This window comes from Candidatus Izemoplasma sp. (assembly GCF_982632705.1).
In genome coordinates, this window is record NZ_CEXEES010000007.1 from 17262 (window position 1) to 39152 (window position 21891).

Below are 21891 nucleotides of genomic sequence, written 5' to 3' on the forward strand. Positions count from 1 at the left end.
TTTGAAATTGAATTATATAAAAAAAGCCCTCAGTTGAGGGCTTTAAATATTTAGATATTTTTGTAAAGTTTTGCGATTTCTTCTTTGTTGAAACCAAAGAACTCAATTGCGTCTTTAGCTGGTGCACTTACACCAAACGTTTCAATTCCTTTAACATTGTTTGCGAATTGATACCATAGATCTGGAGTTCCCATTTCCATAGCCAAACGTTTTGTAATATTCGATGGTAAGATTGATTCTTTGTATTCTTTACTTTGTTTTTTGAATACATCCATACTTGGCATTGAAACTACTCTTACGTTAATTCCTTCTTTAGCAAGTAATTCTTGTGTATCAAGTGCAAGTCCAACTTCACTACCTGCAGCGATTAAGATTCCTTCAAAGTCTTCTTTGTCATTAATTACATAAGCACCTTTTTTGAAGTCCTCATAATTTGTATCAACTTTAACTTCTAAGTTTTGTCTTGATAGTACGATTACACTTGGAGTTTTAGTCGCTTCCATTGCGAATCTATAAGCGAAGTTAGTTTCGTTTGCATCGCAAGGTCTTAATACATTAATATTTGGAGTAGTTCTAAACATACTTAATTGTTCTACCGGTTCATGAGTAGGACCATCTTCTCCAACAGCAACACTATCATGAGTGAAGATGTATGTCGAAGGGATATTCATGATTGCAGCCATTCTAGCAGCTGGTTTTAAGTAATCAGCAAATACAAAGAAAGCTCCTGAGAATCCTTTTAATCCATGAAGTACAAGACCATTGACCAATGCAGCCATTGCATGTTCTCTAACACCATAATTAATGTTTCTTCCTGTTCTATTTGTAGCAGTGAAATCACCATTGATTCCTTTTGCTTTTGTTGATTTAGTTAAATCCGCAGATCCACCAATTAGAGTTTTTGAAGCTTCACTTAAAGCAACGATTGCTTTTCCACCACTTACTCTACTTGCTTCATTTGTACCGATAGGTTGTTTCGGTAATACTTTTTCAAAGTCGAATGAAGTTTCACCATTCATTATTGATTCTAATTCTTTTGCAAGTTCTGGATATTCAGCTTTATAACCAACAAATAATTCTTCCCAGTTATTTAATGCTTCTTCTCCACGTTGTACAGTGTTCTTGAAGAAATCGTTATACACTTCTTCAGGAGCTGTAAACTCTGGTTGATTCCATCCCATACGTTTTTTCATTTTATCAGTTTCTTCTTTACCAATAGGTGAACCATGCGTTGCACTGTCTCCTTGATTGCTAGCTCCAAAACCAATAATTGATTTTACTTCGATTATAGAAGGCTTGTCTTTAACACCTTTGGCGATATTTAAAGCTTCCTCTAAGGCATCTAAATCGTTCGCATCATTCACTTTAATATAATGCCAGTTCATAGCCTCGTATTTATCTTTTACATTCTCAGAGTTTGCCCATTCAAGCGGTCCATCTAATTGAATATCATTTGAATCATATAGTACAACTAATTTCCCAAGACCTAAATGTCCTGCCAAACTCATTGCTTCTTGTGTTACACCTTCTTGTAAATCTCCATCTCCACATAATGCATATGTGAAATGATCAACTACATTGAAGTTTTCTTTATTGAATGTTGCTGCTAAATACATTTCTGCTACAGCCATTCCAGAAGCCATTGCTATTCCTTGACCAAGAGGTCCAGAAGTTGCATCAATACCTTCGGTATGAAGGTATTCAGGATGTCCTGGAGTAAGAGAATTTAATTGTCTAAACTCTTTTAAGTCATCCATTGTCACTTTATATCCAGCAAGATGAAGAGTTGGGTATAACATACCTGAACCATGTCCTGCTGCTAAAATGAATCTGTCTCTATTAAACCATAGAGGTTTATTAGGGGTGATTCTTAATTCCTTTGCGTATAGGTGATACATTATTGGTGCTGCTCCAAGTACTATTCCAGGATGTCCACTATTTGCTTTGTTGATTGCATCCATACCTAGAAATCTAATCGCATTAATTGAATTAATCATTTATATTACTCCTTCAATATTTAGTTTATTCTTCACAATTATTATACTATAAACCTTACTTTTATCAATACAATATACCAAACTTGCCCAAATTAGTGATATAATGTAAAAAAGGGGTGATAGTATGGGACAATTGCTATTTGGTCTCGAATTCATTATATCTTTTTTAGACGCACTTTTTGATGACAATAGTCAGCGATATGTAATCTTTAAGGATGAAAAGAAGCAAACTGCCGAGAAGCCAAAAAACAGACAAGAATACATCAAATCAAAACAACGATTTTATAATTTAAAATTCGCAATGTTATTCTATATTCATATTATGTACGAGGAAGACGATCATTTATCATTTGGAGAGCTTCGAGAAGTAAAGAAACTGTTCAAGCAAAAAGAAGGGTTTTTATCTGAAGAAGATAAAAATGATTTGAAGAAAGTAATGAAATCAAAACCTTCATTGATGAATCTAATTGAATTCGCAAAGGATAACTATATTAGTTACCGTTTTGTACTAGAAATGATTGAGCATCTTAAACTATCTACTGAGAGTGATGAACGTTATCAATATGTGTTAAAAAGGTTACATCGTAGATTTATAGTTGAAAGAGATTATTTGCAATAAAAAAGAGACTTTGTCTCTTTTTTTTATTTGTACACTTTTATTTCTTTAACTATGAATTCTTGTGGGAACGAGTCATAATCAACTTTTCCACCAAACATTCCACCTACTGCTAAATTTAGAATGAAATAGAAATCTTCGTTGAACGGCCACCCTTTGTGTCCGGTATCTCTACCTTCTTGCCCTTTTGTGTATGTAACCATTTCTTTTCCATTTAGATAATATGTAACTTTGTCCTCGTTCCAATCAAAACCATATGTTTGAAAGTCATCACTAAGTCCATCTATTAAAAATCTTGTATCGTATGGTTGTCCATTTCTATGATTATATCCTTCTGTATGTAAACAAGCATAGAACTTGTCCATGTCGTTGGCTGTATGTTCTAATAAATCAATTTCACCTGATCTAGGCCATTGTCCATATTTAGCTTCTTGAGGCATCATCCAAACTGCTGGCCATGTCCCAATTCCTTTTGGTACTTTACATGTAAACTCAATTTTACCATGTTTAAAGAATACCTTGTCTTTTGTATTTAATCTCGCACTTTTAATAACACCATTATCATTAATTGCACGAATCACTAGACCATTATTGAAGTATAATGTTTCTTTAGAATCTATATATTGTTGTACTTCTTTGTTTGCCCATTTTTTACCAACAGCCACATTCCAATCATTTCTGTTTAATTCTGTATCTTTTGTAAAATCAAAATGTTTATATAGTTTCATTATCTGTTTACTCTAGTTGTTTCACCTGTAATCAAGAACGTATCCACTATTACTGGTTCAATAACTCTTCTTTTTGTTTTATCATTAATCATTTGTAATATTTGATTTGCAGCTAATTTTCCAATGCGTACTGTATCCTGCCTAATTGTTGTTAAACGTGGTGATAGTAATTGCCCTAAATCGACACCATCAAATCCAATAATTGAATAATCTTCTGGTACAGATTTTCCAGTTTCTTTGATCGCTTGCATTGCCCCGATTGCTAACATATCAGACGCACAGAATATTGCTGTTGGAGCATCTTCTAATTCTAATAAAAGTTTCATCGCTGAGAATCCGTTTTCTTTACTGAATAATTCTCCTGAAACTTGATAATCATCTACGATATCTAAATCATATTTCTTCATAGCTTCTTCAAAGAAGAATTTACGTGAGCTACCTACTTGTAAGTATTCTCCTCCATAAATATTGGCAATTTTTGTATGCCCTAAATCTTTGAAATATTTGATTGCTTGTTCTAGACCCTGTTTGTTGTTAGACGTTATATAGTTTGCGCCTTCTTCATAAAAGTCCAATAAGATTGTTGGTAGTTGAGATTTGTATAGAGATTTCATTTCATTTGATGTGAAATCACCAACTAGGCAAAGTACACCCTCAACTTGTTTTCTTTTAGAATGTTCTAAGTAACTACCATTTTTAGCACCCATGCTTTTAGATAGGAACATGATGTCATATCCTGCTGCTTCAACAGTGTTTCTAAAACTCTCAAGTATTTTATTGAACAGTGGATGCTGAAGTCCAACTCCAGTAATCTCTTCAAATACAATACCTATTGTATATGACTTTTGTGTAATTAAACTTCTAGCTGATAAGTTAGGAACATATCCCATTTCATCACATAACTCGAGGATCTTTTTCTTTGTTGAATCAGATATATCTGAATAATTATTTAATGCCTTACTTACTGTAGTGATACTATAACCACTACGTTTGGAAACGTCTTTGATTGTAACCATTAGTTCACCTTCTCTATTTCAAAATAGTTTATGTTAAATCCGCCTGTTTCAGACGAAATAGTAAATTCGTAATACCCTGCTTCTAAATGAATGATTTCACTGGCAACTGTTATATATGTTTGCCAGTCTCCTGTATTGATGATGTCCACCTGGAATAGGAAGTTTCCATCTAGATACATGTTCATTGTTCTATCGTCTTGTGTTGATGCAACTCTATTAAAGAAAATATAGTCTCCTTCTTCTTCAACATTTATAGAGTAATTCATAGTGTCTCCTGTACTGATCCAACCAACGTTTTGTCCGCCACCTGTATCACCGGTATCTTCTACTTGTACTCCATCCATTGAATCAAAGTCCTCTGCTTGGATTACTCCAGGAGCACTTAGACTTGAAAGACTTAGATAATCATTTTCTGTTATTCTAGTGACTTCTAAATCATCAAAATATAAAGTTGTTAACGGATTATGATTATACACATTTCCAAGTTCAAAAATTAATGAGGCATTGTTATTTGTATTACTCTCCATTTTAAACCAATATTCAAATGTCTGATATTCTTCTGTGACATGATATATTTTTTCTATATTAGGACTGAAATCATCGTACCAAGGATGCGCGGATAACAACTCTCCGACTTGAGTATAAATATAACGTTCATTGTCAGCCTTCACTTTAAATGAAACTTTATAGTACTCTCCGTTTTCTAACATCAACCCAGGATAATTTATTCTAGGTGAATACCATATATCTCCATCTACACTATTGATTTCTGCTACAAGTTCACCATCAACAACACTGAAGTCACCCACAGCACCCTCATAGGTGAAAAAGTTATATCCATCAAGGTCGTGGTCAAAAGAACCGTTTAAGACCATATTTTGCCCATAAGCATAATTTGCAGATACTGTTACATACCGAACCTTAATTGTTTTATTTAAAAAGGAGTCTTCTACTTCATATCTAACAATATATGTTCCTGGATACGTTTCATCTACCTGATCAATTACAACAATTAAATCAGTGATATTTCCATCGATATCATCTTCTGCATTCACACCATTTAAAGGATCAAAATCAGTATTGATATCTATAGTAATATCAGTTATTCCATTGATAACAGGTGCTGTTGAATCAACACATACACCCGAAACGTTTTCGTTTTCCCTGCAATCTACAATCTCAGATAGTTCACACCCACTAAGAAAGACTACTGTTAAGAGGATAAATAGTTTTTTCATCTCGATCACCAATCCATAGTAATTATATCATGTTTTTAATTTCTAACAAATACTTTTACGAAAGTTTTCGTAAAACGTTTTAGATACTTCTTAAACAATAATATCTTTTAATGATATCATCCAAATCAAAAGTCTCAATTCCCTTTAGGTAAGACCTGATAGTATTGTTCCAAGGCTTGTACCAATGTGTGCCAATTGCGTCAATTCCCAGATAAGAACCAAGGACACTACCAACGGTAGCTGCAGTGCAATCATTATCATATGCCATAGCAACAGTTTCTGAAATTCCTTTTTCAAAATTATTTTTACCTATGCATATTCCCCACACTGTAAGACATGCGTTATTTATTGCATGTACCCATGACATACCTTTGAACTTTTCTGTTACCATTTGATTCGCAATTTTATAGTTTGATACTACATCTCTGTTATCCAAAGCCCACATAATTTCAGTATGAAATAATGAATCTTTTGGAATTACATTTAATGCTTCATACATCGTATCAATGATATCACTTGACGTAAATGCCATTGATATTACCGCTGCAAAATACATACTACTATATATCCCTGATCTTTGATGAGATAAAGATGCATCAATAAAAGCTAACTTTGATGCTTCTAACGGATTACCTGGATTGATATATCCATATCCATCACATCTTATAGAAGCACCTATAAATTCTGTATCATAGTTTCCTTTAACTCCAGCTTCATCAACAGGTAATCCGTTAAGTAGATTATCAATTGTAGTTCGTTCTGCTGTAAATGTACATTCAACTGGGAGGTACGCTTTCCATAATTCAGCTAAATTATTTTTGGTAAATGCTTTACCATGTTTTTCAATCAATAACAAACTGAGTAATGTATATGCAATATCATCATCTGTACTTAAGAATGTCATTCCTTCTTTTGTAAAATGATTACCAGCACCATTTTTGTATCTTGGGAAAAAACCATTTGGTGCCTTTGGCCAATAATCTACTGGAGGAAACGAATGATCCACTTCTTTTGCAAAATATTCAAGTTCTCCAATACTTAGAAGTTCAACTGGTGCACCTAATGCGCAACCAGCAAAACGACCAATAATAGCACCTTGCAGTTTACTAAAATATTGTTTATCATCAATACTTTTAGTTTCTAAATTATTTACATTTGATTGTTCTAATATTTCTTTATAAGTACTGGGTTCATTAAATCGTTCTCCATCACTAAGTTGTTCTATAATCTCGATTTTAGAATCTAGGTACTCCGTTATTTCATCTATTATTTTATAAATCTTTTTGCTCCCAAGTTCTGCTTTTAGTTGAGCAAAACGATTTATCTTTTCTTCATATTTATGTAATGCCTTTGGATATTTCATATGTCACCTACCTTATCAAAATAAAGAAGACCCAAGATTAACTTGGGTCTACTGTTTGTTCAATATCTTCTAGCTCAGCAGCTTGATAAACCCTAACGTAATCAATTTCAAAAATTGTTGGGAATATAGAGTCATCAATTCCTTGTGCCCCACCCCAATCTCCACCGATAGCAAGATTTAGTATTAAATAGAAATCTCTATCAAATGGCCATTGTCTATCGTTTGGACATGATTGAAATTGTCCAGGACTGAATTTGTACACATATTCATCGTCCACGTAAAACGTTATTGATTCTGGAAGCCATTCTAATCTATAAACATGAAACTCTGTATCTAGATTATCTACATTTTTTGCGCTTCCTTTTTGTGATCCGCTTTTGTGATTATATAGATCAGTATGGATAGTTGAATGCATCTTAAGAGGATCATATCCAACATATTCCATAATATCTATCTCACCACTATCAGGCCAGCCACCGTAGTGACTTGTAGTGGGCATCATCCATGCTGCTGCCCATGTTCCTACACCTGTCGGAGCTTTTGCTTTTACTTCAACAACTCCATATGTAAATGAAAATCCATACTTAGAATCAATTTTTCCTGAAGTATAGTCTCTGTTACTGTATGTTTCGTTTAATGCAGTTATCTTTAATGTTCCATCACTTACAGTTATGTTATCTGGATGGTAGTATTGTAACTCATTGTTACCTCCACCATAAGAAGTATCAGATACTTTCCAGTTATCTAAATTAAGTTCTGTCCCATCAAATTCATCACTCCATACTAACTCCATATTATTCAAAACTTCTTCTTCATCATAGGTATAGTACGAACCGTGACATGCATCTAAATCAATATAATCAGGATCAGGCATACAACCTGTTCCTTCTTGAATAAAGCCTTCTAAACATTCCACAATGATTTGTTCTTCTGGTTTTGCACAACTTGTCAGTAACGCTAGTGATAAAACTAGCGTTACAGTTACAAGTTTTTTTAATTTACTCACCAGTTATTCCTGTATTTTCGATACCTTCTATGAACTGTCTTTGTGCTAGTCCATAAATAACAAATAGAGGAATCATTGAAATGAATGTTGCTGACATTTTGTATGCCTCACTTAATAAGTTTGTACCTGCAGGATTTCCACCGCTCGTTTCTGGAGCTCTGAATAATCCATCAAAGATTGCAAGTTGCCTTGGCATTAATATAATACTTTGCTGGGCAAACATATTGGTGACATACATCTCGTTCCAGTTCCAAACGAAACTGAATAAGAATACTACAACAATAGTACTTAAACTCATCTTCACAGTGATATGCCAGAATTGTTGCCAACCATTTGCCCCATCGATTCTCGATGCCTCAAATAATTGATTCGGGATCATTCTAAAGAAATTATAGAAGATTAAGATTAGTATTGCAGAGTTAACACCTTGTCCTAAGAATGCAAATAGTAATTGAGGATATACAGTATTAACAAACTGGACTCCTGTTAATCTAGTTGCTTCAACAAACATAATGTATCTAGGTCCAAGAATTATTGGAACTGGGATTATGAATGAAATTAAGATCAAAGTAAATAATGTTTTTTTCATTGTGAAGTTATATCTTGCAAATGCATAACCTGTCATTGCACTAACAAATGTTTGTGCAACAGCCAGCGTCGTTGAGAACCACATACTATTGTACGTTGCTTCCCATCCTTTTAAAACAAACATACTTGCTTCAAAGTTTCCAAAATATAGTCTTGTAGGAATCCAGTTTACATCTGGATTAACGATATCAGGTGATGACATTAATGAATAAGAAATCATTCTGATAAATGGATATAAGAATACATACGCTGTTGTAATAAGTAGTAAGTAGATTACGATTGTTCCTAATACTTTAGTAATCTTGTTACGTTTTCTGATTGTATACTTCGCACTTGTATTGAAGAAGTTTAGAATACGCTTAATTAGTTTCATCGTCTTCCACCTCCGCTTGTCCAGAATTTGCAATCATTTTTTGGTATGCTTTACGTTGAATTGAAGTCAGTTTGATTTCTTGTTTTCCTGAACGGTCTGCAAAGATAAACATTGCAACTCCAACAAACGCGAATACGATTAATGTATAAATCAATGTATATGCACTAGCCAAACCAAGACCGTTTGCTGTATTGTACATTTGCTCTCTAATCAAGCTAAACACAGATCTTGTAGCCAATCCAAATAATGGAGGAATGTCATATAAACCGATTTGAACGATAGTGAATATCGTAACGATTAATGCAGTTGGTTTGATAATTGGAATGGTAATTTTCCATAGAATTTGCCAACCGGTTGCTCCATCAATTTTTGCTGCTTCAAACAATGATCTGTTGATTTTTTGGAGCCCATTAATAAATAGAATTATCGGGATACCTGTAAACCATAAAACCATAGTGAAGTTATTAAATAATTGTAACATTAAATTTGCTGCTAATTCAGAGTAACCATATAACATTTGAAAGATTACATTGGTTCTGAAATCTTGTAATTCATTCGCACCAACATTAACAAATCTGTCCATTACTGAACCAGATAATATAATTACTGGTAAGAAGAATATTGTTCTAAATCCTACTCTAAATTTAATTTTTCTATTAAGTAGTATCGCTAATATAAAAGATAGAATAATAATAGTTGGAACATAAGTAAGTTCAACAAACACGAAGTTTATTAATGATGGAACGAACTCTTTGTTTTCAAATAATGCTTTTACATAATTTCCTAGTTTATGTGGAGTAAACTCATACCCAAGTCCACCACGTTCTACTTTATAGAAACTTAGAACTATTGTTGATAGGAACGGGATGATTGTAAACAAGATGAATCCAATTAGCCAAGGTAATAAGAATAAATACGCTGGACCATTTGAATTTTGACCTTTTTGAAGGACCTTGATAATTTGCTTATCAGTTAATTGTTTAGCCATATCATATCCTCCTAATCTACCATGTATGAAACAGGTTCAACTGTTTCACCATTATAATCATATTGGTCATCTGTGTAGTTAATAACTATTTGTACTGTATCAGTACCGTTTTCATATGTGTTTACGATTACACCAGGAGCTAGGACTTCTCTATTTACCCAAGAGTAATTTATTGTATGCTTCAGTGCATCATTCACTTCCGCATATAATTCTTGGATTAAATCTTCATACAATGAATACTCTGTAGAATAATAATTTCTACTTAATGTATCAGTTAATAAATGTGCTGGTCTATCTGTTAATACAAACGAAGGATATACATTATAATCAACCATTCTTAGAATGTCTGATTGTGTGTAGAAACTAAAGTTTGCGTAAGGTCCATATACTTCCATTTGTCCTTGTAGAACAAGTTGTAAGAATGGAACTGTATCTGTTTCAATTAAATACTGTGTACCATATACAGGAGCTTGTAGATATCTATCTACATAGTCAAGTAAATATGCATTTGGTTGATATGCATTTAGCAGAACATCTGAATCTAGTTTACTAAATCCATTCACAATATAATCTTTTGCATCATTACGTAACATATCAACATTGTAGTCACTAATTAAGTTATTAGTAATCCCTGTAACTGTGTAAGATGATACATTGAAATCATTGAACTCATCAGATTGTTCTAATAACCACTCAATTGATTTCTCTGGACTAGCATAATAGATTTGATCTAAATTGTAATCCCAAATGAACTTAGTTGAATACCATCCTGTTGTATGTTTCGCTGCGTTTCCTTGATGTCTCATCATTTCATCATTAATAACAAAATAATTTTGACTGAAACTAAGATCTACACCAAGATCATTATACTCGTCAATCAGGTCTTCAAATTCTCTTTTACGACCAATGTCGCTTGAGAAATCTACATCACGAGGATCTCCAAGTGACATTCCACCATCATTCCAACCAAGTAATCCTGAATTGATGTTTGTAATACCTTTATCTAACACATCAGATAGTATTTTATCAACACCGTCTGTTGTTGTAGTAACTTGATTTTGGTAACCGATTAGAGATTTTTCACTATCACTCATTAAGAAATCTAAGCGAATAGGAATATCTTCATAGTCGTAAGTTGCACTTTCATTTCCAAACAAGTACTCACGATATTTCAGAGCCATACCAACATAATCTGCACGCTCTCCTTCAGTTGATGTTCCATCTAAATATTCATATACTAAATGAATATCAAAGTCATTCTTCTCAGTTTGAAGTTGTGTGTTCCCTTCACCAGCTCTATTATAGATTTGGAAGTAAGGAGCATTATACTCAAACCTTGCAAAGGCATTTGTATAATACGTAATATGTTCTTCTGGCCATATTTCTAATGTCATATACTCATCACCACTTGTCGCGTATGCAACAAATCCTGCTTGGTTATTTCCGTGTGAAATACCAAACAAAGGTAATGATAAAGTTTTAAAGTCAATATACTCTTGTTGAATAGATCTAAAGAATCCATTTTGTGTAGGGTTTTCACCATAAGAATCAATTCTTAACTTATCTAATTTGATATTGTAATCATTGAATCTCACTAATGTTCCTGAACCTTCAGGTACTAAAACATACCCTGGAATTGGATCATTAAATACGATTTCATCTGAATATCCAACATCATAAACATCAGATGCATCATATGATTCTTTTGCCCCACCACTTGCTCCTTGGAAAGGAGCTATGATTACACCAGCAAGTGAACCGATACCATCACCTGTTATATCATCATTATCTAAATCATATTCGATACCTGATTCAGTAAATGAAATATATAGTTTTAATTCAATCTCTTGATCGATAAAATCAACTTCTAATACCCACTCAGAACCATCTGATGCAATCTTACCAAAGTTTGATTGAACAACCGCTGGATCTCCTGCTTCGTTTTTCATTCCTGAAGATGCATAGAATGGACTGTATTTACTGTTATAGTATTCGATTGAAACTAAACTGTTCGCAAATGCAGTATATGGTTCGTTCATTCTTTCTTCTAACGGAATACAAACATCTAGTAATTCATCAACTGTAATATCGTATTCTTCTTCTGCGATATCAAAATGTCCAACTAGAATTTGATCAGTTCCTTCAATTGGATCTACTCCATCGAATTCCTCAATCTTAACATTATCAATTCTAAATCTAACATCCATTTCAGTAGAAGTATCAAAATATCCTAAATTGAATAATAATTGTACATCTGTTTCAGTTACTGATTGTGTAAACGTATAAGTGTATTCGATCATATCACTGTTTGTTTGATCTAATGAAGTTATTACTTCAGCAAATTCAGAACCAACAACCAATTCAAAATCTCTTTCACCATTACTATTCAATGAGTAACTAATTTGATACGTAGTTCCAGTTTCTAATGTCAACCCCTCAAAATAAACTTGTAAGTCCTCTTTAGTGGCTGGTGTCATGTTACCATCACCATCATCATACTCTGCAACCATATCTCTAGAACGAACTTCAAGTACACCTGTGTAAGTAAATACATCTGCGTTACTTAATCCATCAACTCTAGTCATAAATATATCATCGTACTTGTCTAATAATGGATCTTCGCTATCAATATCAACTGCTTTGAATTGATCTTCAAACTCATCTTCCATATCTTTACAAGCATCTTTAATATCTGTGTTAAATGGTAAATCTAACCCTGTTTTCCAAGTGTATCCATTTCTTTTATCATATACATGAATGATATCTCTTTCTTCATCAATCCAGTATTTGAAATTAGCATTTTCGTATACAGCTTGTCCACCTGGTTCTTCATCTAAATAAACAAGAACTTCAGGTGCAGGTGCAGTGTCTCTTGGAGTTGAGGTATACACTCCTCTAACACTCATAAAGGAAGCAATTGCCATGATAGCAATAAGTAATTTAAATCCGTGGCTTTTAAGTGAATACATTACGAATCGCCTCCTCAAATAATGCAATAATAAATTGTAATAATTGGTCTCCCATAATTTGAATGAATGCAAATAGTACAGCAACAATTAACATAAATACAAATGTCATCAAGAAACTTTTAATCGTTTCTCTAATTGTATAATTATGTAATTCCTGCACAGCAAGGAATATAAATAAACCTGTACCAACCATACCGAAATTCATTATTAAATCTAAGATTATAACCTCATCATATGTCAATTGATGTGATAAGAATGTAGTCGCTAGCATTGCTAACATAAGAGGCATTAGACTATAAATAACCCCTTTGTATACTTCACCGATACTACCTTCACCATCATTGATTGATGTCACTAAATAGTTACTTATAATAAACAAGAAGAATATACTGTAGAACCCTAAAATCAAACTACCTAAGTCTAAATCACTTGGTTCAACAAATTGATATATAAATCCTTTACTTGTTGTGTATAACATATAAGTCGCAAAGAACATTAAGAATATAATGGTTGCACCTTTATAACTACCTTTTTCTTTTCGTTTTAAATAGTAGAAACTATCTAAAGGATGTTTAACAAACGAGAACATGAACAAGATATCATTTACAATTCTTATATCTGTAAATTTCTTTATTCTAGCTTTCGGTTTATCAAGATATCCATATCTCTTATTTGTACGTTTCACAGCTTGATATGCAACAAGTACAGTAAACAATATAATCATTGTTACGGGAAGATTTTCCTGCATTCTATCATTTCTAACTTCCCAGAAACTCTCACTATAAAGTAATCTGTTTCCTGAAAGAATGAAATGTTCCATTGCTTCTTCATAATACCCTTGGCTATACAAGTTACGTCCAATTTCATTATGAGCCAAAACACTTAATTGATTTAACTTAAGTACTTCTTCCCATTCAATAACTGCCTCTGAATATTTTCCATCTTTATACAATGTTAAAGCTTTATATATTCTACTTGAATAATCTGTTGGTGTATAACTCTGAAGAACTGCAGATTCAGAATCCAAAGTCCATACAGTCCCATCACTATCAACAGCTATACTTGATAGTCTATTATAGAAACCAACAATATCATCTTCACTTTCAGTACCAAAACCGAAAATGAATTGTCCATCGCTTGTTAATACATAAATATATCCAAGATCACTGGCAGCGTAAATGATACCTTGTGAATCTGTATAGACATCAACCAATGCCATATCAAATCCCCAGTTTGTATCAATACTACTAGAACCGTCTGTATTGTGTTTCTTTAGGTTAGATATGTCTTCTCCATGACTAGTTGTATATTTGATACCATTCATATCAACGTACACATTACTAAAACTAGTTGGATTTCTATCTACAACATCTTCTAATTGTTCATCACTGAACAATAAATTCTCTAGACGTTGTCGTGCAGTAAGTTGAACTAGGTTTCTCGTAAAGTAACCTAGGAACTCACCATTTTGTGATAACTGAACAATACCATCAAAGATACCTTCAGCAACGATATACATACCACCTTGTGAATCTACTGCAACTTTTTTAGGAGCAAAAACTTCTTGTCCAAAACTTGCTGAAGTTGGTTTGTAAAATCTATCAACTATGTTTCCATCTAAATCTAATTTGAAGATACTACCACTACCATCAGAATTACCTTCAACATCGATGAACCCCGCTGAAGTATCAGCTAAATAAATATGTTCATCTGTTACAAATATTCCTTTTGGAGTGCCAAACTCTTCATTATCAAAGATGTCTATTATCTCATTTGTTTCTGGATTGTATACAACAATCCTTGCATTTCCAGTATCAACAATATAGATATTATCAAATTGATCTATAAACATATCCTCAGGACCATCAAGAGCTAAGAACTCTTCATCTAATCCTAAATCTACAAAGTTATCAACATCAAAATCTAAAAACGTTTGATCTGGTAAATATGCTGTTTGTGTAATTACGAATCGGCCTTTTCTATCAATAGCAAATGTATTTGTAGTTGCGCTACTCGCACCAATACTGTGTACACTTACATATCCTACAACTAACAATAACGTTACGATTAAATACTTGTATATTCTCTTCATTATTTAATACCTGAGTGACTCATTGTATCCATAACGTTGCTTTGCATTACAATGAAGATTACTAAGTTAGGAAGGAACATAATTAACCCTGCGGCAGCTGCCATTCCTGCTCCTGCGATACTTACCGCAGCTTGTGAAGATAACGTTGTTAGGTAAAAGGCGAATGTTTTTTTCGTTTCTGTAATTATATAAATATTACTACTTTCAGTACTATTCCAGATAAACTGGAATGTTAGTATTGCTACTGTTGCTAACGCTGGTTTAATCAGCGGAATAATTATTTTGAATAATATATGTCTATCGTTTGCACCATCTATTTTTGCTGCTTCAATTAATTCATCTGGTACCTGATCAATAAACTGTTTTACTAAGAATAATCCTACTGGCATTGCTAAGTATGGTATAAAGTGAACCCACCCAGTATCAGTAAACCCTAACCCGTCAACGATTAAATAACGAGGGATTGCTACTGCTACAGCTACGAACATTAATGCAGTTTGATTAACTTTAAACATGAATTTCTTAAGTCTAAACTCTTTTTTACTTAATGCATATGCTGTTGCTGTTGTAATGATTATTGTTGTAAAGATTGTTAATATTGTAATCCATACTGAGTTAAATAGATATCTAGCCATTGGAACACCGGTTCCAGAAGCTGCTCTAAATAATCTAGTAAAGTTTTCAAAAGTTGGTTTTTGTACCAAAAATCTTGGTGGGAACATGAATAACTCATCAAGAGGTTTAAATGCCTGACTGAAGATATAAACCACAGGTAGAAGCATAAATATAGCCATAGGTACAAGTATTAAATAAAACTTAATCTGATTTCTGCCAAAAAACTTTGGATTGACATTCATTGCTTTAATTGCCATAGTTTACCTCCTAATCTTTCTCTCCGAATAATGCGTATGCTACAGTACTAAATCCAGCGATTACTAATAATAGTATTACACTGATTGCTGCTGCATATCCCATCTCATATCTTATAAAACCAAAATCATCAATATGATTTATAATCAATTGACCTGAATACTGTGGGGTTGGATTCGCTCCCGAGAGGGCGACCCCTATGTATCCTGCATTAAATGCTCCAACGATTGCCATAACTGCTCCAAAGAGCATTTGTGGTTTCATCTGAGGAATTGTTATATAAATAATTTCTTGGAATCTATTTTTGATTCCATCAACATATGCTGCTTCATATAATGTTTTATCAACATTTAATAACCCCGCTAACATTGCTAAGAAACCAATACCCATTGAACTCCATAATGATACAAAAATCATAATGTTTAGTAAGTAATCTGGGCTTTGTAAGAACTGAATTGCTTCATCTATCATACCTGAGTTTAATAGAATTGCATTCAAGTATCCATCAACATCTCCACTGAATACGGTTCTCCATACAACACTAATAAATACTCCCCCAACCATAGATGGAGTGTATAGTGCCAAACTAATTATTTTACGAGGTCCTGCTTGAATCTGTGATAGCATCCATGCCATTATGAATGATAAAATGTATCCTCCTGGACCAACGATAACTGCGAATTTTATTGTATTTGGAATTACAAACTTCAAGAAGTTTTCATCTTGAGTAATTAACATTACATAGTTAAACATTCCAAATGGTTCTGTAAGTCTTGGTGCTTGTATTAAATCAAAGTGAGTTAATGATAATCCCCATGCGACTATAATTGGAACAACAATAAATGTTGTAAATAATAGAATATAAGGAGTAACTAATAACGCAGTTGACATTTTCTCGCGACGCTTAGAACGTTCACTCTCAACTTTAAATTGATGTAATTGTCTTTCGTCTGCGGTCATACTGCTTAAGTCTACTTTAGCCATTAATTGTCACCTTCTTTCGCATCATCCATCTGCTCTTGGATCCAATCAACATCTCTGATTGTATACGGTTTTAATACATTACCTTCATTATCTAAGTAACCAAATTCAATCATTTTACGTTCAATCTCACGATTGATATTAATTACTTGTTCATCAACTGCGACACGTACTGGAGTGCTATCAAATGTAACTGTATTCCATATATCACTTAATCCACGTTCTAGCATATATTGTCCCGGCGTTCTTGGAACATCACGTAACCAAGTAAACATTTCAAAGATAACTGCCTTATCTTTATTGTCTATTGGTGATTGTTGTACAGCAGTTTGATTTCCTGATAACCATAAGAATTCAGGTCCATAAGTTGATTGCAATGTAACAGCAAACTCAGTTTGCGTATCTACACTCATCCACCATTTCATAAACTCCCAAGATTCTTCAGGTTTTGTTGTGTTTTTAAACATAGATCCACCTGTACCGTTTCCGATATACCAGCGCTCAATATTATCATCAGCATTAGAATCTTCACTGTAGATACCTGGGTATAAAGCAAGTTCCCATTGTCCTACTAATTCTGGTGCTGCATTTTTTAGTTGCATATATGTAGCAAAATCTATAATTCCGATAGGTAACTTGTTATATCTAAATGAGTTATAGAAAATCGGTACTTGTTGAGGAAGACTATACGTCGTATATAAATCTCCTAACAGTTTTAATCCTGCTAAACTTTCCTCACTATTAATGTTTGTTGTAATTCCATCTTCATTGTATAACGTACCACCATGTTGATAAATTAGTGGTGCAGTTTGATAGAACCATTTAAGAGAGGTTCCACCAGAAGTTGGATAGAAAAAGTTCATATCGAAACGTTGTAATGTTGGTAAGATACTAATTACATCTTCCCATGTGTTGGGAACTTCCAAACCTAAACTATTGAATACATCTTTACGATAAACCAGTGCATGAAACTCTAATGTTTCAGGAATAGCATACACTCCATCATCTAAGATATAAGGTACTAATGCACCAGGTGCGAAATCTCCACAAACTACTTCTCCTGGATCACAGTCACCAGCGAAGTCCCAGAAATCATCGAATGTAGTTAAATCATATACCGCTCCACGAATTGCCATATCAAACGGCATATAGCTTAATAATCCAAGTGCAACATCTGGAGTATTACCAGCACTGTTCGCTAATATAAGTTTACTCGCATCAGGCATAACACTTATGTTTACTTTGATACCTTGTTCGATTAAATATGGATCAGCATCAACCATCTTTTGCATAATATCTACATATGTAATTGGTCTGTTTACCCATACATCAATTGCTTCTTCGTCGTTTTCAATATTAAATTTATCACTTGTAAAACTATTCACAAAGCTTTGAATTCCACTACCAAATCTAGATACGAATGAAGCGTTTGGATCTTCATAATTATCATCATTTGAAACATAGAAACCATCTAAGTAAAAGTTTTGATTACCAATATTTTCTAAGCTATCTCCAAGTAGCAATGTAACACTACTACTTCCACTATATAAGTTGTTTAAATATAGTGGTAATTCATCAGGATCTTCAAGCATACGTTCAAACTCGGTCGTTGCTTTTTTTAGATATGATAAACTAGCTGATAAATCGTATTTATCAGAATACTCACTTAAGTTTACGATCATGTATTTAACTATTGTATCGTATGCTTCTAAGTACTCTTGTGTTTCAGGGATATAATTTGTTAGTTTCCACGTTCTGTTTCTATCTATATCTTTCCCTGTAATTTTAATGATTTCTAATGCGAATTGATTGATGTGATCAATCATTAATTGCATGTCTCTTAAGTACTGTGCAACTTCACCTTTATCTGCTCTAATTGTAATTGTGTGAGTACCAGCAGTTAAAAATACTTTTAAGTTTTCACCATCAGCATTTAATGTTTCATTTTCCCAACCTGTGCTTGTATAAGCAAATTGATAACTCATGAATTCCTCAAATGGAACTTCACCATCAATTTTAATTGTTCTAAAAACATCAAAGTCTGATTTATAGTTCGCGTAATGCATTGTAATATCATACAATCCATCTTCAGGAACTGTCATTTCATATGTAACTTCTTGCCCTGCTTTATACCAAGATTCTCCATCAAGTACGTTTAATTTCTTATACACACTATCAAATGGTGCAACACTTGGACTACCATAAGCTAGTAGTCTTACATATGATGAATTTTTTTCAAGGTATTCAGTAGCGTTAATGAATACGTTGAATGAACTTGCTTCTGTGTAATTATTTTGTAAATACTCTTCATAAGTAGGAACATATACTGGGGGATTTACTTCTAAATCACCTAGTAAAACATCTCCATTAGAAACATTTTCTATTGTGATTTGATTGGTTCCCTCTTCAAAATAAAACAGTAAAGGAATATTAGATGTATACGTATTGTTATATAAATCTAATGCTCTCCATTCTTCATCTGATATGTCATTTTGAGCAGGAAGTGTTTCATCTCCATATTTGTCTAAAAGATATCCGTTTTCACGAATCCCTTCTTCGTCTTCCCAAATAATTGGAATGTCGATTGTTTTTGCATCATCAAACATAGGTGACTCTAATAAATCATCTATATCTAAATTATCAATGCTAACACTTACGGTTATATTGTTTAAAACTTCGGATGTAATGATGTAATCAGTATCAATATGATAATATCCGCTTTCAGTGATTTCAACTTCATAAGTAACAATGTTACCTACATTCAAAACAGCAACATCAGTACCAGGGTATCCTAGAGTGTTTGTCGCTTGGGTTGACGTTAAAGTTCCTTCTACAGATGGTAAGTCATATTCAATAACTGCATCCTCAATATAATCATAATAAGTAAATCTAGCAGTGTTTGGATCCACTGTGCTTTCTATCAAAGCAAGTGCCTCTAAATAATCTGCTTCTGTGACTTCTTCTTTCCATGCTTCATAATCACTTTGTTCAAATGGATTGACAAAGTAAATAGTTACAATGGTCGCTACAATAAGTAGAAGTATTAGGTTAATTATTCTTTTTCTAGTCATGTTAAATCCTCCTTACAAGAGTAAATCACCAGCAAGAGCACCACGTGGGGTGCTCTATTAGGTGAGAATTTTATTTGTTATTCTGTTTCCGTTGCTTCTTCTTCTGGATCTGGATAATATCTATCCATACCATCTAGCATAGTTGCCCAAGATTCAGCAAAACGTTCATTTGATAGTGTATTCCAAGTACTTAAATTACCTAGAATTGTATCAATAAAGTTTGAATCTCCTTTTTCAACTCCACCATTTATTTCTGAGTTGTAATATGATTTCCATTCTTCCATATTTGGTCTTCTTGTTCCATCATCGTCATAGAAATAAGGGAATGATTTATCTGAGATATCCCAGAATTGCCCTTCTTCATAAATACGAATAACTTCGTGGAAACCAGGCATTACTGATTCATCAGCAAAACGTGCATGTTTAGGTACTGAATACCAAACATTCATTTGTTCATTGAATAAGTCACCTGTAGTTACAGGGAAACTATCATTTAATGAACTTGAATACGTTTGTGACTCAACATCAATAAATTGTTGTGATGCACGTGCATTCCAGCTATCAGTACTAGCTATCCAGAATGATGCAAATGTATAAGATAATTGAATTTTTAACTCTTCTTCTGCAGAACAAGCTAAGTTTCCATCATCTAAACAGTGATTATAAACAGCCATAGGATCTAAAACGATTCCTACATTGTTGTCAACGAAATCAGTTGAAGGACGTGGATAAATATCCCAATCTTCACTGATACAAGCTCCCCACCAGTCTTCATCTGGATGAGCACAGTCACCCATCATCCATGGGTCACCTTCAAGTGTTAATAATTTACCGTTTTTAAAGAAGTTATAACTCCACCATCCATTATCGCTCATGAATTGGTCTGTGTAATCTCCACCCCATACAGCATGTTCGTTCCACTCGTCAAGATATGGTAATAATGAACGTACTTCATCACTGTTTAAGTTTACGAAGTCACCAGTTCCATCATATTCAAATAATGATTTTGCGATGTCATTAGTTCCTGTTTCAATAATACGAATTGGTGTATCCATTGATCCATAATATACGTCTGTTTCATGGTTTCCGATGAAATCGGTATATTCATCGATATCCCAATCAAATCCAGGTACATCTAAGTTTTTAGAAAGAGCTAACTCTTTATTAACAAAGATTCCCCAAGGAAGGATATATTGTGGTAATCCACCTTGGAATCCATTGTAACTCATCATTTGCATGATAGATGGATTCATTGATTTGTAAACTGGATCTGCACTGAATACAGATAAATCTGCAACGATACCATTTGCGATATCTCCAGGTAAATCGATAGTTGCCCAAATCGTTGGATGTTGTCCGTACGCATCTTTATATGTATTTAATTCTTGAGACCAGATTTTTCCATCTGACCAAGCATCACCTTTGTGAGCTAATACATTAATAACTACGTTTGGATATATCTCATTAAATTTCTTTGCTACAGCATAAGCAGCAGCATCGTTTTGTGCTGTTAACTCATCGTCTGCGATGTCAGCATGACCTAAATCTTCTAAGTATGTTCCACTACCACTCCAAAGCATAATGTCGATACGACCTTCTACGTCAGTTGGTAATCCGTCATAAGTTTCTACAGGTGGTGTATCTTTGTCTCCACCACATGCAGTTAATCCTAGAACTAAAACCATTGCCGATAAAACTAATAATAATTTTTTCATGTTCTGAAATTCCTCCATTTCATTATTTTAAATTTATCCTCTACTGGGATATATATAAAAACCTAAATGATCCGTTCAATCAGTCTATTTTTTATAGACTAGATTAAACATTTTTCTTTTGATTAATTTTCATCAAAAGAAATTTAGTTTGATACCAATTTTTAAATGTTACTGTTCAGATTCATATTAAACTCTTATGAATAAAAACTTTGTCGATTTGTATAATCATCAATAGTAATTGACCCATTAGGACCGATATAATACTCTTTTTGAGTTATCA

General features: G+C 33.4%; 15 protein-coding genes. 1 reads left to right on the forward strand and 14 read right to left on the reverse strand.

All coding sequences use genetic code 11. The features are described 5' to 3' along the window. Positions 1 to 50: 50 nt before the first annotated feature. On the reverse strand, positions 51 to 1997 hold the full coding sequence (tkt, locus tag AC2LE6_RS01805) for a transketolase (RefSeq protein ID WP_484477527.1): 1947 nt from the start codon (positions 1995 to 1997) through the stop codon (positions 51 to 53). Between the two features lie 124 nt (positions 1998 to 2121). On the opposite strand from tkt, the gene AC2LE6_RS01810 reads away from it, so the two are divergent. Continuing rightward, a complete protein-coding gene (locus tag AC2LE6_RS01810) occupies positions 2122 to 2616 on the forward strand; it encodes a hypothetical protein (RefSeq protein ID WP_484477528.1) in 495 nt (164 codons plus the stop codon). A 23-nt stretch (positions 2617 to 2639) separates the two neighbouring features. Here the strand turns inward: AC2LE6_RS01810 and AC2LE6_RS01815 are convergent, their stop codons facing one another. The 13 genes from AC2LE6_RS01815 to AC2LE6_RS01875 form a co-directional block, all read right to left on the reverse strand. After that, on the reverse strand, positions 2640 to 3341 hold the full coding sequence (locus tag AC2LE6_RS01815; RefSeq protein ID WP_484477529.1) for a glycoside hydrolase family 16 protein: 702 nt from the start codon (positions 3339 to 3341) through the stop codon (positions 2640 to 2642). Continuing rightward, positions 3341 to 4357 (reverse strand): LacI family DNA-binding transcriptional regulator, encoded by a 1017-nt coding sequence (locus AC2LE6_RS01820; RefSeq protein ID WP_484477530.1) that lies wholly within the window; start codon positions 4355 to 4357, stop codon positions 3341 to 3343. Before AC2LE6_RS01820 ends, AC2LE6_RS01815 begins: the two co-directional genes overlap by 1 nt. Continuing rightward, positions 4357 to 5595, reverse strand: coding sequence for a carbohydrate-binding protein (locus AC2LE6_RS01825; protein WP_484477531.1), 1239 nt, complete (start codon positions 5593 to 5595; stop codon positions 4357 to 4359). The genes AC2LE6_RS01820 and AC2LE6_RS01825 overlap by 1 nt, the downstream gene beginning before the upstream one ends. 79 nt (positions 5596 to 5674) lie before the next feature. Beyond that, positions 5675 to 6958 (reverse strand): ADP-ribosylglycohydrolase family protein, encoded by a 1284-nt coding sequence (locus tag AC2LE6_RS01830; protein ID WP_484477532.1) that lies wholly within the window; start codon positions 6956 to 6958, stop codon positions 5675 to 5677. 37 nt (positions 6959 to 6995) lie between these two features. Further along, entirely contained in the window at positions 6996 to 7964 is a 969-nt protein-coding gene (locus tag AC2LE6_RS01835) for a glycoside hydrolase family 16 protein (protein ID WP_484477533.1), read from the reverse strand. Beyond that, complete coding sequence (locus AC2LE6_RS01840; RefSeq protein WP_484477534.1) at positions 7957 to 8925, reverse strand: carbohydrate ABC transporter permease; 969 nt, start codon at positions 8923 to 8925, stop codon at positions 7957 to 7959. The genes AC2LE6_RS01835 and AC2LE6_RS01840 overlap by 8 nt, the downstream gene beginning before the upstream one ends. Then, entirely contained in the window at positions 8912 to 9913 is a 1002-nt protein-coding gene (locus AC2LE6_RS01845) for a carbohydrate ABC transporter permease (RefSeq protein ID WP_484477535.1), read from the reverse strand. The genes AC2LE6_RS01840 and AC2LE6_RS01845 overlap by 14 nt, the downstream gene beginning before the upstream one ends. Positions 9914 to 9924: 11 nt before the next feature. Continuing rightward, positions 9925 to 12882 carry a DUF5696 domain-containing protein gene (locus tag AC2LE6_RS01850; protein WP_484477536.1) on the reverse strand — a complete coding sequence of 986 codons (2958 nt, stop codon included), beginning with the start codon at positions 12880 to 12882 and terminating at the stop codon, positions 9925 to 9927. After that, the gene (locus tag AC2LE6_RS01855; RefSeq protein ID WP_484477537.1) at positions 12869 to 14974 is read right to left on the reverse strand and encodes a YIP1 family protein; all 2106 of its coding nucleotides are present in this window, start codon (positions 14972 to 14974) and stop codon (positions 12869 to 12871) included. Before AC2LE6_RS01855 ends, AC2LE6_RS01850 begins: the two co-directional genes overlap by 14 nt. Beyond that, the gene (locus tag AC2LE6_RS01860) at positions 14974 to 15846 is read right to left on the reverse strand and encodes a carbohydrate ABC transporter permease (protein ID WP_484477538.1); all 873 of its coding nucleotides are present in this window, start codon (positions 15844 to 15846) and stop codon (positions 14974 to 14976) included. Before AC2LE6_RS01860 ends, AC2LE6_RS01855 begins: the two co-directional genes overlap by 1 nt. A gap of 10 nt (positions 15847 to 15856) precedes the next feature. Beyond that, positions 15857 to 16735: a carbohydrate ABC transporter permease gene (locus AC2LE6_RS01865; protein ID WP_484477549.1), complete on the reverse strand. Its 879-nt coding sequence runs from the start codon at positions 16733 to 16735 to the stop codon at positions 15857 to 15859. Positions 16736 to 16827: 92 nt separating this feature from the next. After that, on the reverse strand, positions 16828 to 19896 hold the full coding sequence (locus AC2LE6_RS01870) for an extracellular solute-binding protein (protein ID WP_484477539.1): 3069 nt from the start codon (positions 19894 to 19896) through the stop codon (positions 16828 to 16830). A 77-nt stretch (positions 19897 to 19973) separates the two neighbouring features. Further along, a complete protein-coding gene (locus AC2LE6_RS01875) occupies positions 19974 to 21611 on the reverse strand; it encodes an ABC transporter substrate-binding protein (RefSeq protein ID WP_484477540.1) in 1638 nt (545 codons plus the stop codon). Positions 21612 to 21891: the final 280 nt, after the last annotated feature.